This is a genomic window from Pseudomonas quasicaspiana, assembly GCF_021147825.1.
Classification (GTDB): domain Bacteria; phylum Pseudomonadota; class Gammaproteobacteria; order Pseudomonadales; family Pseudomonadaceae; genus Aquipseudomonas; species Aquipseudomonas quasicaspiana.
Genome location: NZ_JAGTPI010000002.1, coordinates 99,026 through 115,134 on the forward strand (window position 1 = coordinate 99,026; position 16,109 = coordinate 115,134).

General features: G+C 54.8%; 17 protein-coding genes. 14 read left to right on the forward strand and 3 right to left on the reverse strand.

Translation table 11 applies throughout. The annotated features are described in order from the left end of the window. Positions 1–397 precede the first annotated feature (397 nt). From rpmH to mnmE, 5 genes are all read left to right on the forward strand, one after another. Positions 398–532 (forward strand): 50S ribosomal protein L34, encoded by a 135-nt coding sequence (rpmH, locus tag KDX30_RS02490; protein WP_003213577.1) that lies wholly within the window; start codon positions 398–400, stop codon positions 530–532. A 16-nt stretch (positions 533–548) separates the two neighbouring features. Then, positions 549–950, forward strand: coding sequence for a ribonuclease P protein component (rnpA, locus tag KDX30_RS02495; RefSeq protein ID WP_231674875.1), 402 nt, complete (start codon positions 549–551; stop codon positions 948–950). Beyond that, entirely contained in the window at positions 943–1,188 is a 246-nt protein-coding gene (gene yidD, locus KDX30_RS02500; protein WP_027901580.1) for a membrane protein insertion efficiency factor YidD, read from the forward strand. The genes rnpA and yidD overlap by 8 nt, the downstream gene beginning before the upstream one ends. 2 nt (positions 1,189–1,190) lie before the next feature. Next, the gene (gene yidC, locus KDX30_RS02505) at positions 1,191–2,873 is read left to right on the forward strand and encodes a membrane protein insertase YidC (RefSeq protein ID WP_231674876.1); all 1,683 of its coding nucleotides are present in this window, start codon (positions 1,191–1,193) and stop codon (positions 2,871–2,873) included. A gap of 78 nt (positions 2,874–2,951) precedes the next feature. Next, positions 2,952–4,322, forward strand: a complete 1,371-nt coding sequence (mnmE, locus tag KDX30_RS02510) for a tRNA uridine-5-carboxymethylaminomethyl(34) synthesis GTPase MnmE (protein WP_027901582.1) — start codon at positions 2,952–2,954, stop codon at positions 4,320–4,322. A 55-nt stretch (positions 4,323–4,377) separates the two neighbouring features. Here the strand turns inward: mnmE and KDX30_RS02515 are convergent, their stop codons facing one another. The 3 genes from KDX30_RS02515 to KDX30_RS02525 form a co-directional block, all read right to left on the reverse strand. Continuing rightward, positions 4,378–6,819 (reverse strand): TonB-dependent siderophore receptor, encoded by a 2,442-nt coding sequence (locus tag KDX30_RS02515; RefSeq protein WP_406643693.1) that lies wholly within the window; start codon positions 6,817–6,819, stop codon positions 4,378–4,380. Positions 6,820–6,915: 96 nt separating this feature from the next. Further along, entirely contained in the window at positions 6,916–7,863 is a 948-nt protein-coding gene (locus tag KDX30_RS02520; RefSeq protein ID WP_231674877.1) for a FecR domain-containing protein, read from the reverse strand. Further along, positions 7,860–8,369, reverse strand: a complete 510-nt coding sequence (locus KDX30_RS02525) for a sigma-70 family RNA polymerase sigma factor (protein WP_231674878.1) — start codon at positions 8,367–8,369, stop codon at positions 7,860–7,862. The genes KDX30_RS02520 and KDX30_RS02525 overlap by 4 nt, the downstream gene beginning before the upstream one ends. A gap of 578 nt (positions 8,370–8,947) precedes the next feature. Between KDX30_RS02525 and mnmG the strand changes: the two genes are divergently transcribed. The 9 genes from mnmG (at position 8,948) to KDX30_RS02570 (ending at position 16,095) form a co-directional block, all read left to right on the forward strand. Then, positions 8,948–10,840: a tRNA uridine-5-carboxymethylaminomethyl(34) synthesis enzyme MnmG gene (mnmG, locus tag KDX30_RS02530; protein ID WP_099270341.1), complete on the forward strand. Its 1,893-nt coding sequence runs from the start codon at positions 8,948–8,950 to the stop codon at positions 10,838–10,840. A gap of 5 nt (positions 10,841–10,845) precedes the next feature. Then, positions 10,846–11,481, forward strand: a complete 636-nt coding sequence (gene rsmG, locus KDX30_RS02535) for a 16S rRNA (guanine(527)-N(7))-methyltransferase RsmG (protein WP_099270193.1) — start codon at positions 10,846–10,848, stop codon at positions 11,479–11,481. An 18-nt stretch (positions 11,482–11,499) separates the two neighbouring features. After that, positions 11,500–12,291 (forward strand): ParA family protein, encoded by a 792-nt coding sequence (locus KDX30_RS02540; RefSeq protein ID WP_027901588.1) that lies wholly within the window; start codon positions 11,500–11,502, stop codon positions 12,289–12,291. Between the two features lie 9 nt (positions 12,292–12,300). Beyond that, entirely contained in the window at positions 12,301–13,173 is an 873-nt protein-coding gene (locus KDX30_RS02545) for a ParB/RepB/Spo0J family partition protein (RefSeq protein WP_027901589.1), read from the forward strand. Between the two features lie 146 nt (positions 13,174–13,319). Beyond that, positions 13,320–13,727 carry a F0F1 ATP synthase subunit I gene (locus tag KDX30_RS02550; RefSeq protein ID WP_027901590.1) on the forward strand — a complete coding sequence of 136 codons (408 nt, stop codon included), beginning with the start codon at positions 13,320–13,322 and terminating at the stop codon, positions 13,725–13,727. Positions 13,728–13,743: 16 nt separating this feature from the next. Then, entirely contained in the window at positions 13,744–14,613 is an 870-nt protein-coding gene (gene atpB / locus KDX30_RS02555; protein WP_027901591.1) for a F0F1 ATP synthase subunit A, read from the forward strand. A gap of 147 nt (positions 14,614–14,760) precedes the next feature. Then, on the forward strand, positions 14,761–15,018 hold the full coding sequence (atpE, locus tag KDX30_RS02560) for a F0F1 ATP synthase subunit C (protein WP_002555987.1): 258 nt from the start codon (positions 14,761–14,763) through the stop codon (positions 15,016–15,018). Positions 15,019–15,075: 57 nt separating this feature from the next. Continuing rightward, positions 15,076–15,546 (forward strand): F0F1 ATP synthase subunit B, encoded by a 471-nt coding sequence (locus tag KDX30_RS02565; RefSeq protein WP_027901592.1) that lies wholly within the window; start codon positions 15,076–15,078, stop codon positions 15,544–15,546. A 12-nt stretch (positions 15,547–15,558) separates the two neighbouring features. Further along, on the forward strand, positions 15,559–16,095 hold the full coding sequence (locus KDX30_RS02570) for a F0F1 ATP synthase subunit delta (RefSeq protein ID WP_027901593.1): 537 nt from the start codon (positions 15,559–15,561) through the stop codon (positions 16,093–16,095). The last annotated feature ends 14 nt before the right edge of the window (positions 16,096–16,109 follow it).

Genomic DNA, 16,109 nt, shown 5'->3' on the forward strand with positions numbered 1-16,109 from the left:
GCCTGAAATCTGTGGATAAGCGGCCTGTGGATAAAACACCATTCCACACACAGGTTTTCCGACAGCGCAGCACAGGCAGAGCACCGTTTCTCGACAGTGTTGTCATTCTCTGTACATCCTGATTTAAAAGGCTCTGAGCAGGTTATCCACAGCGAAGGGCGTACCTTGCTTTAATAAGCTCTATAAAGAAGCTTTAAATACTTCTCTTCTTTATTTCTATATCTGGGCGTGACGCAAAACCTCAGGTCTCTGGAAAAAGTGATCCAGAACCGGTTACATAACTAATTGAAGGAAACGCTGGTTGGAAATTGACCTAGAGGCTTGCTTTCTCTAGAATCCCCGGTCTCTTAAAACGGGGGCCATTCCGGCCCGTTGTGGACGAACCAGGTAACACGCCATGAAACGTACTTTCCAACCAAGCACTATCAAACGCGCTCGCACTCACGGCTTCCGTGCTCGCATGGCCACCAAGAACGGCCGCGCCGTACTGTCGCGTCGTCGCGCCAAAGGTCGCGCGCGTCTGGCAGTTTGATAATCCGGCACTGGAGGTGAGTCAGGACTTCAGTCGGGAAAAGCGTTTGCTTACCCCCCGGCATTTCAAGGCAGTCTTTGACTCCCCTACCGGCAAGGTTCCGGGGAAAAATCTCCTGCTCCTTGCGCGCAATAACGACCTTGATCATCCCCGTCTGGGGCTGGTTATCGGTAAAAAGAGCGTCAAACTCTCCGTTGAGCGCAACCGCTTGAAACGCCTGATGCGCGAATCATTTCGCCACCACCAAGACAACTTGGTCGGGTGGGATATTGTGATTGTCGCGCGTAAAGGCTTGGGTGACGTAGAAAGCCCCGAATTGATTCAGCATTTCGGCAAGCTATGGAAACGCCTGGCACGCAGCCGGCCGGTTCCAGAAGTAAAAACCGAAACTGTAGGGGTAGATAGTACCGATGCGTAAACTGGCGCTCGTTCCGATCCAGTTCTATCGCTATGCCATTAGCCCGCTAATGGCCAGCCACTGTCGTTTCTACCCCAGTTGCTCCTGCTACGCGTATGAAGCCATTGAAAATCATGGTCTTCTGCGCGGTGGCTGGCTGACCTTTCGTCGCTTAGGTCGCTGTCATCCGTGGAATCCCGGTGGTTATGACCCGGTTCCGCCTGTCCCTACCTCCCGTTCTTCTTCGATGGCCGAGTAATCATGGATATTAAACGCACGATCCTGATCGTCGCCCTGGCAATCGTGACCTATGTCGGGGTTCTGAAATGGAACCAAGACTACGGCCAGGCCGCCATGCCGACTCAGAATGTTGCTGCCAGCACCCCTGCACCGGGTATTCCGGACACGGCTACTGGTGCAAAACCTTCTGCGAGTGCCGATGTTCCTAGCGCAAATGGCGAAGTGGCTGCGCCGCTGGAAACTCCAGCAGCTGTCAGCAAAGACCTTATTCAGGTCAAAACCGACGTGCTCAGCCTGGAAATCGATCCAGTCGGCGGCGATGTCGTTCAGCTGAGACTTCCGCTGTATCCACGTCGTCAGGACCATCCTGATGTGCCATTTCAGTTGTTTGACAATGGTGGCGAACGTACCTTCCTGGCGCAAAGCGGTCTGACTGGCAACAACGGTCCCGATGCACGCCCGGCTGGTCGTCCGGTTTACTCGTCTGCACAGAAGATCTATCAACTCGCTGATGGTCAGGAAAATCTGGTTGTCGACCTGAAGTTCACCGACAACGGTGTCAACTACATCAAGCGCTTTACCTTCAAGCGCGGTTTGTACGATCTGGTTGTGAGTTATGAAATCGACAACCAGAGCGCTCAGCCCTGGTCGGGCAACCTGTTTGCCCAACTGAAACGTGATGGCAGCGATGATCCTTCCTCCACAACTGCCACCGGTACTGCGACCTATCTGGGTGCCGCACTGTGGACAGCCGGCGAGCCTTACAAAAAAGTGTCGATGAAAGATATCGACAAGGCTCAACTCAAGGAAACCGTCCAGGGTGGTTGGGTTGCATGGTTGCAGCACTACTTCGTAACCGCGTGGATCCCGAGCAAGGACACTGCCAACGCCGTTCAGACTCGTAAAGACAACCAGGGCAACTACATCATCGGTTTTACTGGCCCGGCTGTAACTGTTGCACCGGGTAGTAAAGGCGAGCTGAGCGCCACGTTGTATGCGGGTCCGAAAAGCCAGGCAGTGCTGAAAGAGTTATCCCCAGGTCTGGAATTGACTGTCGACTACGGCATCCTGTGGTTTATTGCACAGCCTATCTTCTGGCTGCTGCAACACATCCACGCCATTGTGGGTAACTGGGGCTGGTCGATTATTTTCCTGACCATGCTGATCAAGGGTCTTTTCTTCCCATTGTCGGCAGCCAGCTACAAATCCATGGCTCGCATGCGCGCAGTTGCACCAAAACTTGCAATCCTGAAAGAGCAGCATGGCGACGATCGTCAGAAAATGTCGCAGGCAATGATGGAGTTGTACAAGAAAGAGAAGATCAACCCGCTGGGTGGATGTTTGCCAATTCTTGTACAAATGCCGGTGTTCCTGTCGCTGTATTGGGTTCTGCTTGAAAGCGTCGAGATGCGTCAGGCACCGTGGATTCTGTGGATAACTGACCTGTCGATTAAAGACCCGTTCTTTATCCTGCCGATCATCATGGGCGCTACCATGTTCATCCAGCAGCGTCTGAACCCAACACCGCCGGATCCGATGCAGGCCAAGGTCATGAAAATGATGCCAATCATCTTCACGTTCTTCTTCCTGTGGTTCCCTGCTGGTCTGGTTCTGTACTGGGTTGTGAACAACACCCTGTCGATCGCTCAACAGGCATACATCACTCGCAAGATCGAAGCGGCGACCAAAAAAGCCGAAGCTTGATCTAACCTGTGAATAAGTATTACAAGGCGCCCCCTAGTGGGGCGTTTTGCTATCCGCTATTTGTCCTGGAGCCGGACCATGAATGCCCCACGTGAAACCATTGCAGCCATCGCCACCGCCCAAGGCCGCGGCGGGGTAGGCATCGTGCGTATTTCCGGACCTCTTGCCGCCAAGGCCGCCTCAGCTATCACAGGCAGAACCCTGAAACCGCGATTTGCGCACTACGGTCCGTTTGAAGATGGCGCCGGGCACGTTATTGATGAGGGGATTGCGCTTTATTTTCCGGGCCCTAATTCGTTCACAGGCGAAGACGTTCTCGAGCTTCAGGGGCACGGTGGTCCCATTGTTCTGGATATGCTGCTGCAGCGCTGTCTCGAATTGGGCAGCCGTCTGGCCAGACCCGGCGAATTCAGCGAACGCGCTTTCCTTAATGACAAGCTGGATCTGGCACAGGCCGAAGCCATCGCTGATCTGATTGAGGCCAGTTCCGCACAGGCTGCACGCAATGCATTGCGTTCATTACAGGGCGCGTTTTCGCGCCGTGTGGATAACTTGACTGAGAAGTTGATCAGCTTGCGTATCTATGTCGAAGCTGCGATCGACTTCCCCGAGGAGGAAATTGATTTCCTGGCTGACGGTCACGTGCTATCCATGCTCGACGCGGTACGAGACGAGTTATCCACAGTGATGCGTGAGGCCGGGCAAGGTGCCCTGTTACGGGATGGCATGACCGTAGTGATCGCCGGACGTCCTAACGCGGGTAAGTCCAGCCTGCTGAACGCGCTGGCGGGTAAAGAAGCAGCCATCGTTACAGAAATTGCGGGCACCACCCGGGATATTCTTCGTGAACATATCCACATTGATGGCATGCCACTGCACGTCGTCGACACTGCAGGGCTGCGCGATACTGAAGATCAGGTCGAGAAGATTGGGGTACAGCGAGCTCTGAAGGCCATCGGCGAGGCTGATCGTGTGCTGCTGGTGGTGGACGCGACTGCACCTGAGGCACTCGATCCTTTTTCGCTATGGCCAGAGTTTCTGGAGCAGAGGCCGGATCCAGCCAAAGTCACCTTGATCCGTAACAAGGCAGATCTGAGTGGAGACACCATCCAGTTGCAGACAAGTGATGATGGCCACGTCACCATTAGTTTGAGCGCCAAGTCTGCCGGTGAAGGCCTGGATTTATTGCGCGAGCATCTCAAAGCCTGCATGGGCTATGAGCAAACCTCGGAAAGCAGCTTCAGCGCCCGCCGACGTCACCTGGAAGCGTTGCGCCATGCAGGTGACTCGCTTGAGCACGGCAGGGCCCAGCTGACATTGGCGGGAGCCGGCGAGTTACTGGCGGAAGACTTACGCCAGGCTCAACAGTCTCTTGCGGAAATTACCGGCGCATTCAGTTCCGATGATCTGCTCGGCAGGATTTTCTCCAGCTTCTGCATCGGAAAATAGATAGGGAGCGTTGGCCACTGGGGATAACTCGACAGTGGCCAACTTATCCACAACCCTACCAGTTATAGCTGACGGTTCCCAACAGCGTCCGGCTGTCTCCCCAGTAACAGCGGCCCGCGTCGTTGCATCCCGACACGTATTCCTTATCGAAGAGATTCTTGGCGTTTACGTCAACTGACCAATTCTTGTCTATCTGGTAGCCAATATTGGCGTCTACCAATGTCACGTCGCCGGCATCGAGTTTTCCGTACAGCGCCGTCGGTGTGTAGGAGAAGGTGCTGTCGAAATAACGGATGCCTGTCCCAACATGCAACCCGTTCAGATAGCCGTTCAGGAAACGGTATTTAGCCCATGCTGATGCCTGATTGCGCGGAACGCCGGTGATCTGGTGCCCTTCAATAAGTGAACCTGGAGCATCTTTGATCACTTTTGCGTCTGTGTAGGAATAGGAAGCGGTGATATTCAGGTTTTGGTTGATATCACTGTTGATCTCAAGCTCAACGCCTTTGGAGCGACTTTCCCCAACCTGTCGGTAACTGGCACTGGTCGTATCGAAGTAAGTGTCGTCCTTCTTACGCAGATCGTAGACGGAAGCCGTAAGGGAGGTGTTCCAGCCGCGAGGCTCGTATTTCAAACCCACTTCATACTGGCTACTGGTAATAGGGTCCAGCGGAGCACCGCCGTTGGATATCTGTTGCACAGGAACAAAAGCAGTCGAGTAGCTGACATACGGTGTCAGGCCGTTGTCGAACTGGTACATGACCCCGCCCTGATAGGTGAACTTCTTGTCGCTGGCGCTAAGGTCGCCAGCCGGGGCAAGCTTGTTGCGGAAGTCGCTGTCGACCCAATCCTGACGGCCACCCAACAAGAAGATCCATTGGTCGTATTTGCTCTGAATCTGCCCGTACACCCCCTGCATCTGTTGTTCAAGAAGCGTGTTCTGTACAGGACTGGATGTCACTGGATCCCCCGCGTAAACGGGATCATAAATGTTGATGCGGCCCGCGAAGCCGGCATCCCAGTCCTGGCTGAATGATGTGCGGTCAACACTGACACCAAACAGGACGGTGTTCTCCAGACCACCGCTGTTGAATTTACCTTCCAGCTGGTTATCCAGTGAGTAAACCATTGATTTGTTATAGCGATCATAGGCCATGACATTCAGCTGGGTACCGAACCCGGCGTTGTCGAGACTCCCTGGCCAGGTCTCATGCCGGGTGATGCGCGACTGCATGTATCGCGAGTTCTGCCGGAATTGCCAGTCATCGTTGAAGCTGTGGCTGAACTCATAGCCAGCACTCCACATTTCACGTTCGAAAGTGTTCCAGTCCGGAACGCCGAGCATTGTGTCCTTGTCCAGCTTGCCATTCGGGTTGCGCAACAAAGTGCCCGCAGCTGGCAATCCCAACTCCATATTGGTGTGGTCTTTCTGATAGCTGCTCAGCAGAGTCAGGCTGTTGTAATCATCGAAATTCAACGTCAGCGAAGGTGCGATGTAGAGTCGATCATCGGGGACGTGATCTGTCTGTGTGTCAGCATTACGCCCGAGCATGACCACTCGCCCCAGAACATTACCGCTTTCATTCAAAGGGCCGGAGATATCCACACCCAATTGCCGACGATTGTTGGAGCCGTAGCTGAGCAGGACCTCGCCCTGGGAATTGTCGGTCGGCCGTTTACTGACCAGATTGACCAGACCGCCTGGCGCATTTTCGCCGTAGAGAATCGACGATGGCCCGCGGAATATCTCGACTCGTTCAAGTCCGTAAGGCTCAGTGGTGGTGTCATAACGATTGCCCTGCACACGCAAACCGTCACGCATCAAGCCATAACCGTAGTCGGTGGCATTGAAACCCCGGATGAAGAACAGGTCGCCCGCCAGGTTGTCACCCGCAGCGAAAGGCGGCGCAAAAATACCCGGCACATAACCTAATGCCTCTGTAAGAGTCTGGGTTTTCTGATCCTTCATGCGTTGCGCAGTGACTATCGAAACCGAGCGTGGTGTTTCGGCAAGTGGCGTGCTGGTTTTAGTTCCCACCCGACTGTTTTCAGCCTTGTAGCCACGATCCGGTAACTCGAAACCACCGGATTGGGTGCTGTCTATGTTCGTCGGCGATAAAACAATCGACCCATCATCAGGCACGGATTGCAGGACATAGCTGCCAGGAGATTGCGCGACTACCTGCAGCTTCGCCCCCTGCAGCAGGGCCGAGAAACCTTGTTCTATTGAATAGTTACCGCGCAAGCCCGGGCTTGTGCGGCCGATTGTCTGTTCCGGAGAGAATGAAAGGATCACATGGGAAGCCGACGCGAACTGATTCAATGCGCTATCCAGCGGCCCCGCGGCGATGTTGTAGTTTTGAACAGCAGAGGCAGCCATGACGCTGGTGGTTGTCACTGCGCACCCAATGCCACCGGCCGCCAGCAGCAAGCTATAGCCAATACATTGTCGAGAAAGGTGCTGCCGGGCATGGAGCGGAAGAGGTGGGAAGCGCATTGTTATTAAAGACCCCGAGGTGATGAATTCGCATTTACCTGTAGGGCCGTGCCTGAACTAAAAAAGATAACCCTCGCTGAGAAAATTTTTTCAGCGTCAGACGATACGCTTCACAGACACCCAATAACGGGTGAAGTAACTCACCCGAATAGGAAGCGTCGCTTGTAGATTGGCCAGGACTGCTTCTGTAGCGTCCACACGAAATGCACCAGACACCCGCAAGCTGGCTGCCTGTTCATCGCACTGCATTACGCCGGGGCGATATCGGGCCAACTCCTTGATGACATCTCCCAGCCGCGCATCCAGAACAACTAGCTGGCCATCAAGCCATGCCGTCTCGGCCTGTGGATAAATACGGGTTGGGCCAACCCCTTCAGTGTAGAAATCCACCCCTTGACCCACTGTTAACAGGCTCGGCGAGGTTAATGAACGGGCAGGCTGAATGCTGACGCGATCCTCCAGCACCCCGACTCGAGTGCCATATTCCATTTGCCTGACAACGAATCTGGTACCAAGAGCCTGCACTCTTCCGTCTCGAGTTTCGACATAGAACGGCCGGGTATCCCCTAGCTTGCCGGTACTAATCATAATTTCACCGTCACGCAGGTGGATCAGCCGCTGCTGGCTATCAAATGCAACGTCTATCGCAGTATCGGTGTTCAGCTCGACTTGAGTGCCTTCCGCCAGCTCTACATGTCGACGCTGACCCACCGGCGTGCGGTAGTCAGCTCCCATATTTTTCAGCGAAGTGTGCTGTTGAATATTCCAGCCAGCATAGCCGGTACCTGCCAAAGCCAGCATTAACTTGAGCACCTGCCGACGTTGCTGAGGGGCGGATAAAACGCGGCGGGTCAGGTCAGGAGACAAGCCGCCAAGGCCTCGTTGCAGTTGCTCCATGCGTTCCCAGGCAATCCGGTGGGCAGGGTCGCTTTCCAGCCAGCGACGCCATGCTGTCTGGTCTTCCTGAGTCAAAGGTTCACTCTGAAAGTGCACATACCAACTGGCGGCAGCCTCGAATACCGTGCGGTCTGGGACGGGGCTCACGACATCTGCGCCACGAGCATCGTGCATTCAGTAAGGGCGCGGATCATGTGCTTTTTCACCGTCGTCAGGGACACCTTTAACTGAGTCGCGATCTGTTGATAAGTCAGCCCATCAATCTGCGAAAGAACAAAAATGTGCTTGGTGCGGGCCCCAAGGTCACTCAACGCTTTATCCACAGCCATCAGGGTTTCGATGATCAACGCCTTGTCTTCTTCACTGATCACCGTCGTTTCCGGCCTGTCAGCCAATGTCTGCAGGTAAGCCTGTTCAATCGTCCGGCGCCGGTAACGATCAATCACCAGACCGCGAGCCACCGTAGCCAGGTAATCACGTGGCTCACGTATGGGCACGGTATTGGAAGAACCAAGAATACGAACGAAAGTGTCCTGGGCTACATCGGCGGCATCGCAGGCGTTGTTCAGTCTGGCCTTAAGCCAGGCGTTCAACCACGAGTGATGCTGCTCATATATGCACTGCACGGCGACCGTATGGAAGTAGGAGGGCATGGCGACAAGGTATGTGAATGATAATAGCTATTATTAGCTTTTGTCTGGGGAACTCACAATAGCTGTGTTTTAACCATTTCAGTCATCGCTTGAGGCCTGGTTTTTTCACTCGACAATGCCTTGGCTCGATTACATCGCTCACCAGCCCATCAATAAGTGTGGTTGCCCGGCATGGATTGGAGCAAATTTCGTACATTAAGCTCTGTGGATAACGCCCGTTAAGGTCGGTTGATAACAGGGGTCGAAATCTGAGCATAACCCCCTCTGTGGACAAGTAGGGTTTTAATCCACAGGCTAAAGACGGTTATCCAGAACCCTCCCGAGCACATGAACACAGACTTTTGAATCTCTGTACACATTGAATTAATTGGCCTGTAGCAATCTATCCACAGAAAATAGGTTCTGTATAAATAGCATTTAAAATAAGGTTTTATAAATCTTCTTTCTTTTTAATTTCTATATCTGAGACTTTTCCACAGCTGGTTAATTTTTGTGCAACGGGTTCCTTTCAGGGGGGGTAAGTCCCTATACTTGTCAGCTATCCCAATTTCCCATCTAGAACAGGCACGAGGTGCGTGGTGGATTTCCCTTCCCGTTTTGAAGTGATCGTCATCGGTGGCGGTCATGCCGGTACCGAGGCCGCACTGGCGTCGGCACGTATGGGTGTAAAAACCCTTTTGCTGACCCACAACGTGGAAACACTGGGTCAGATGAGCTGCAACCCGGCTATTGGCGGGATTGGTAAAAGCCATCTAGTCAAGGAAATCGACGCCTTGGGCGGCGCTATGGCTATGGCCACGGACAAAGGTGGTATCCAGTTCCGCGTGCTGAACAGCCGCAAAGGCCCTGCAGTCCGGGCAACTCGTGCACAGGCAGACCGTGTTCTGTACAAAGCGGCAATTCGCGAAACCATCGAAAATCAGCCGAACCTGTGGGTATTTCAACAAGCCTGTGATGACTTGATCGTTGAGCAGGACGAGGTACGCGGTGTAGTGACCCAAATGGGTCTGCGTTTCATGGCCGATTCGGTTGTGCTGACGACCGGTACCTTCCTGGGTGGACTTATCCACATCGGAATGCAGAATTATTCGGGCGGTCGCGCTGGCGATCCACCTTCAATCGCGCTGGCACATCGTTTACGTGAGTTACCGCTGCGAGTGGGTCGCCTGAAAACCGGTACTCCTCCGCGTATCGATGGCCGTTCGGTCGATTTTTCGGTCATGACAGAACAGCCGGGTGATACACCGATTCCGGTCATGTCGTTCATGGGCTCCAAGGAGCAGCATCCATCGCAAGTCAGTTGCTGGATTACCCACACCAACGCCCGGACTCACGAAATCATTGCGGCCAACCTTGATCGTTCGCCCATGTATTCCGGCGTTATCGAAGGTGTGGGTCCACGCTATTGCCCATCGATCGAAGACAAGATTCATCGATTTGCCGACAAGGAAAGCCATCAGGTTTTCATCGAACCTGAAGGCCTGACCACGCATGAGCTGTATCCGAATGGCATTTCGACTTCGTTGCCGTTTGACGTGCAATTACAGATCGTTCGTTCGATTCGAGGCATGGAAAATGCCCACATCGTGCGCCCTGGCTATGCCATCGAATATGATTACTTCGATCCACGCGATCTGAAGTACAGCCTCGAAACCAAAGTCATCGCGGGTCTGTTCTTCGCAGGACAAATCAACGGTACGACCGGTTACGAAGAAGCCGGTGCTCAAGGTTTGCTGGCCGGGACCAATGCCGCTCTCCGTGCCCAGGGCAAGGAAAGCTGGTGCCCGCGTCGCGATGAAGCGTACATAGGCGTGCTTGTGGATGACTTGATCACGCTGGGTACCCAAGAGCCGTACCGGATGTTCACGTCTCGTGCCGAATACCGCTTGATTCTGCGTGAAGACAACGCGGACTTGCGCCTGACCGAAAAAGGCCGCGAGCTGGGTCTTGTCGATGATCAACGCTGGGCTGCGTTCTGCGCCAAACGCGAAAACATCGAACTGGAAGAGCAGCGCCTGAAAAGCACCTGGGTACGTCCGGGTACTGAGCAGGGCGATGCCATCGCCAGTCATTTCGGCACGCCGTTGACTCACGAATACAACCTGCTCAACCTGTTGACCCGACCGGAAATCGACTACGCCAGTCTGGTTTCCCTCACTGGCCATGGCAGCCCTGATCCGCAAGTCGCTGAACAGGTTGAAATCAAGGCTAAGTACGCGGGTTACATCGACCGTCAGGTCGACGAAATCGCCCGTTTGCGGGCCAGCGAAGACACCAAACTGCCGCAAGACATCGATTACATGACCATTTCCGGTCTGTCGAAAGAGATCCAGAGCAAGCTGGGGATAACTCGTCCGGAAACGCTGGGGCAGGCTTCGCGAATCCCGGGCGTTACGCCGGCAGCGATTTCGCTATTGATGATTCACCTGAAAAAACGCGGCGCTGGCCGTCAGTTGGAGCAAAGCGCTTGAGTTCTATGGTCACCCCGCAACACGCCGAAGAGTTATCCCGAGGCGCTCAGGAACTGGGTGTAGAACTCAGTGAAAGCCAGCACTCACAGCTGCTGGCCTACTTGGCCCTGTTGATCAAATGGAACAAGGCTTACAACCTGACTGCGGTGCGCGACCCGGACGAAATGGTGTCCCGTCATCTGCTCGATAGCCTGAGCGTGGTGCCATTCATCGATGGCGAACGCTGGTTGGACGTTGGCAGTGGTGGCGGCATGCCGGGTATTCCATTGGCGATCCTGTTTCCGGAGATGAAGATCACCGTGCTGGACAGCAACGGCAAGAAAACCCGGTTTCTGACCCAGGTCAAACTGGAGCTCAAGCTGGATAATCTCCAGGTTATCCACAGCCGCGCCGAATCTTTTCAACCTGAACAACCGTTTACCGGGATCGTTTCCCGTGCGTTCAGCAGTCTGGAAGACTTTACCGGGTGGACCCGCCACATGGGCGACACCAATACGCGATGGCTGGCGATGAAAGGCCTGCATCCGACCGATGAACTGGTAGCATTGCCCGCAGATTTCCGCGTGGATAGCGCACAAGCCTTGACCGTACCGGGTTGCCAAGGCCAACGCCATCTGCTGATACTGCGCCGCACGGCATGACTGGGAACACAAGCAAGCATGGCTAAGGTATTCGCGATTGCGAACCAAAAAGGTGGTGTGGGTAAAACCACCACCTGTATCAATCTCGCAGCATCGCTGGTCGCTACCAAGCGCCGCGTATTGCTGATCGATCTCGACCCTCAGGGCAACGCCACGATGGGCAGTGGTGTGGATAAACATGCCCTGGAAAACTCGGTTTATGACGTTCTGATTGGCGAATGCGACCTGGCTCAGGCCATGCAGTTCTCTGAACATGGCGGCTACCAGCTACTGCCCGCAAACCGGGACCTGACGGCTGCCGAAGTTAATCTGCTCGAAATGAAGATGAAGGAGAGCCGCCTGCGCAATGCGCTGGCGCCGATCCGCGAGAACTACGATTACATCCTGATCGACTGCCCGCCGTCTTTGTCGATGTTGACGTTGAACGCGCTGGTCGCTTCAGATGGCGTCATTATCCCCATGCAGTGTGAATACTTTGCTCTTGAAGGTCTCAGCGACCTTGTGGATAACATCAAGCGCATTGGTGAGCTGCTCAATCCAGCCCTGAAAATCGAGGGATTGCTGCGCACCATGTACGACCCGCGTCTGAGCTTGATCAACGACGTTTCTGCGCAGCTCAAAGAGCATTTCGGCGAACAGCTGTACGACACCGTAATCCCGCGCAACATTCGTCTCGCCGAGGCACCGAGTTTCGGTATGCCTGTTCTGGCTTACGACAAGAGTTCTCGCGGTGCATTGGCCTACCTTGCCCTTGCAGGGGAAATGGTTCGTCGTCAACGGCGCGGTTCGCGCACAGCTCAGCCAACTTAAGGAAACCCCATGGCCGTCAAGAAAAGAGGTCTCGGACGTGGGCTGGACGCACTTCTGAGCAGTCCAACCGTCAGCTCCCTCGAAGAACAAGCCGTCAAGGCCGACCAGCGTGAGCTGCAGCACATCCCGCTGGATCTGATTCAGCGCGGCAAGTACCAGCCACGTCGCGACATGGATCCTCAGGCGCTCGAAGAGCTCGCCCAATCGATCAAGGCCCAAGGCGTGATGCAGCCGATTGTGGTGCGTCCGATTGGCGATAACCGTTTCGAAATCATCGCCGGCGAACGTCGCTGGCGTGCAAGCCAGCAAGCCGCGATGGAAACCATCCCGGCGATGGTGCGCGATGTGCCGGATGAAACCGCTATCGCCATGGCGTTGATCGAGAACATTCAGCGCGAAGACCTTAATCCCATCGAAGAAGCTGTGGCTTTGCAGCGTCTGCAGCATGAGTTTCAGCTCACCCAGCAGCAAGTGGCCGACGCGGTCGGCAAGTCGCGGGTCAGTGTTGCCAACCTGCTGCGCCTGATTGCGCTGCCGGATGTGATCAAAACGATGCTTTCCCACGGCGACCTGGAAATGGGTCATGCTCGAGCGTTGCTCGGTTTGCCCGAAGATCAGCAGGTCGAAGGGGCGCGACATGTTGTCGCACGTGGTCTGACGGTTCGCCAGACAGAAGCGCTCGTACGTCAGTGGTTGAGTGGAAAACCGGCAGCTGCCGAGCCGGTCAAGACCGATCCGGATATCAGCCGCCTCGAACAGCGTCTGGCCGAGCGGCTGGGCTCTGCGGTGCAAATTCGGCACGGGCAGAAGGGCAAAGGGCAGTTGGTGATCCGTTATAACTCGCTGGATGAGCTTCAGGGTGTGCTCGCCCACATCCGCTGAAACAATTGCACTGTAGCGTGTAGTCGGAAATCACTACCTGAAGGTTGAATAGGGGCTGAACCGCCCCTATACTCTGCGCGCATTTTGTCGGCACAAATTATGCCAAGTTATTGATTTTGGCGGCCGACGCACGAGGAGCAGGAGTGATGGAGACACGCATGCCAAACCGCTTGCCGTTCCATCGACTGGCGGTTTTCCCGGTACTGCTGGCTCAATTTATTGTCCTGCTGCTGGCAGCCCTGGTGCTGTGGCAGTGGCACGGAGTCGTAGCCGGATATTCAGGGCTGTGCGGAGGCCTGATAGCCTGGCTGCCCAATTTGTATTTTGCTCACAAGGCTTTCCGGTTTTCCGGGGCTAGAGCAGCGCAAGCCATAGTCCGGTCATTTTATGCCGGCGAGGCAGGCAAGCTGATTTTTACGGCAGTGCTTTTTGCACTGACCTTTGCAGGTGTGAAGCCATTGGCGCCGATTGCGGTATTCGGCGTGTTCATGTTGATCCAGGTGGTCAATTGGTTCGCTCCCCTGCTGATGAGAACAAGACTTTCGAGACCTTAGGGCGTTTGAGGCAAACATGGCAGAGCAAACAGCTTCGGGCTATATCCAGCACCACTTGCAGAACCTGACCTTCGGTCAGCTACCAGATGGCGGCTGGGGTTTTGCCCACACCGCTGCAGAAGCGAAGGAAATGGGCTTTTGGGCTTTCCACGTCGATACTCTCGGCTGGTCTGTTGCCCTGGGCCTGATTTTCGTTCTGATTTTCCGCATGGCGGCCAAGAAGGCAACTTCCGGGCAACCAGGTGCGCTGCAGAACTTCGTTGAAGTGCTGGTCGACTTCGTAGACGGTAGCGTGAAGGACAGCTTCCACGGTCGTAGCCCGGTGATTGCACCGTTGGCGCTGACCATTTTCGTCTGGGTGTTCCTGATGAACGCCGTCGACCTGGTTCCAGTTGACTGGATTCCTCAGTTGGCGATCCTGATTTCAGGCGATTCGCACATTCCTTTCCGCGCTGTTTCGACGACTGACCCTAACGCCACGCTTGGCATGGCTCTGTCGGTCTTCGCGCTGATCATTTTCTACAGCATCAAGGTCAAGGGTATCGGCGGCTTTATCGGCGAACTCACCCTGCACCCGTTCGGCAGCAAGAACATTTTTGTTCAGGCGCTGTTGATTCCGGTGAACTTCCTGCTTGAATTCGTGACTCTGATTGCCAAACCGATTTCGTTGGCACTGCGTCTGTTCGGCAACATGTACGCTGGCGAGCTGGTGTTTATCCTGATCGCCGTCATGTTCGGCAGCGGCCTGCTCTGGCTTAGCGGCCTGGGCGTGGTACTGCAATGGGCGTGGGCTGTATTCCACATCCTGATCATCACCTTGCAGGCGTTCATCTTCATGATGCTGACCATCGTGTATCTGTCGATGGCTCACGAAGATAACCATTAAGACTCGCCTGGCGCGTCTGGATGTACCTCTCGCTTCGGCGAGAGGAGGCCGCAAGCGGGGAACCGCAAGGGCTGATGTAAAACGATTTGTTTTACCGCTTTAATCTAAGAAAACCTAACCAATACGACGTAAAAGTCGGGAGGAAAGATGGAAACTGTAGTTGGTCTAACCGCTATCGCTGTTGCACTGTTGATCGGCCTGGGCGCACTGGGTACTGCAATCGGCTTCGGCCTGTTGGGCGGCAAATTCCTGGAAGGCGCAGCTCGCCAGCCAGAAATGGTTCCAATGCTGCAGGTTAAAATGTTCATCGTTGCCGGTCTGCTCGACGCCGTAACCATGATCGGTGTTGGTATCGCTCTGTTCTTCACCTTTGCGAACCCCTTCGTTGGTCAACTCGCTGGCTAATCTCTCGATTTTTCGAGGTGATTGGTGTGATGGACAACGAACGAGCGAGGTGTTGGCGTGAACATTAATGCAACCCTGATTGGTCAGTCCGTTGCGTTCTTCATTTTTGTGCTGTTCTGCATGAAGTACGTTTGGCCTCCGGTCATTGCGGCTTTGCACGAACGTCAGAAGAAGATCGCTGATGGACTGGACGCTGCCAGCCGAGCAGCTCGCGACCTGGAGTTGGCCCAAGAGAAAGTGGGTCATCAACTGCGTGAAGCTAAAACTCAGGCAGCCGAGATCATTGAGCAAGCCAAGAAACGCGGTACTCAGATTGTCGACGAAGCCCGTGAACAGGCCCGTGTCGAAGCTGACCGTGTGAAGGCTCAGGCTCAGGCCGAGATCGAACAGGAACTGAACGGTGTCAAAGACGCGCTGCGTGCCCAATTGGGTAGCCTGGCAGTCGGCGGTGCTGAGAAGATCCTGGGTGCCACAATCGATCAAAACGCGCACGCGGAGCTGGTTAACAAACTGGCTGCTGAAATTTAAGCGAGGGCGATCATGGCAGAACTGACCACGTTGGCCCGACCTTACGCTAAGGCAGCCTTCGAGCACGCCCAGGCCCACCAGCAACTGGCCAATTGGTCAGCCATGCTCGGCCTGGCTGCAGCGGTGTCGCAAGATGACACCATGCAGCGCGTACTCAAGGCCCCGCGACTGACGAGCGCAGACAAGGCCACCACTTTTATTGAAGTGTGTGGCGACAAGTTCGATGCCAAGGCACAGAATTTCATCCACGTCGTTGCTGAAAACGACCGTCTCCCGCTTCTGCCGGAGATCGCCGAACTGTTCGACCTGTACAAGGCCGAGCAGGAAAAATCGGTCGATGTGGATGTCACCAGTGCTTTTGCATTGAACCAAGAACAGCAAGACAAACTCGCCAAGGTTCTCAGTGCACGGCTCGGCCGGGAAGTGCGCCTGCATGCTGCGGAGGATGCCACCCTTATCGGTGGTGTCGTAATCCGAGCCGGCGACCTGGTTATCGATGGCTCAGTTCGCGGCAAACTCGCGCAACTAGCCGAAGCATTGAAATCTTGAGTTTGAAGGGGCAG

Coding starts and splice junctions, on each gene's coding strand:
- rpmH (WP_003213577.1), top strand. CDS start 398: ATGAAACGTACTTTCCAACCAAGCACTATCAAACGCGCTCGCACTCAC.
- KDX30_RS02540 (WP_027901588.1), top strand. CDS start 11,500: ATGGCTAAGGTATTCGCGATTGCGAACCAAAAAGGTGGTGTGGGTAAA.
- atpE (WP_002555987.1), top strand. CDS start 14,761: ATGGAAACTGTAGTTGGTCTAACCGCTATCGCTGTTGCACTGTTGATC.
- KDX30_RS02570 (WP_027901593.1), top strand. CDS start 15,559: ATGGCAGAACTGACCACGTTGGCCCGACCTTACGCTAAGGCAGCCTTC.
- KDX30_RS02545 (WP_027901589.1), top strand. CDS start 12,301: ATGGCCGTCAAGAAAAGAGGTCTCGGACGTGGGCTGGACGCACTTCTG.
- KDX30_RS02515 (WP_406643693.1), bottom strand. CDS start 6,819: ATGCGCTTCCCACCTCTTCCGCTCCATGCCCGGCAGCACCTTTCTCGA.
- atpB (WP_027901591.1), top strand. CDS start 13,744: ATGGCAGAGCAAACAGCTTCGGGCTATATCCAGCACCACTTGCAGAAC.
- mnmE (WP_027901582.1), top strand. CDS start 2,952: ATGAATGCCCCACGTGAAACCATTGCAGCCATCGCCACCGCCCAAGGC.
- yidC (WP_231674876.1), top strand. CDS start 1,191: ATGGATATTAAACGCACGATCCTGATCGTCGCCCTGGCAATCGTGACC.
- yidD (WP_027901580.1), top strand. CDS start 943: ATGCGTAAACTGGCGCTCGTTCCGATCCAGTTCTATCGCTATGCCATT.
- KDX30_RS02525 (WP_231674878.1), bottom strand. CDS start 8,369: ATGCCCTCCTACTTCCATACGGTCGCCGTGCAGTGCATATATGAGCAG.
- KDX30_RS02550 (WP_027901590.1), top strand. CDS start 13,320: ATGGAGACACGCATGCCAAACCGCTTGCCGTTCCATCGACTGGCGGTT.
- rsmG (WP_099270193.1), top strand. CDS start 10,846: ATGGTCACCCCGCAACACGCCGAAGAGTTATCCCGAGGCGCTCAGGAA.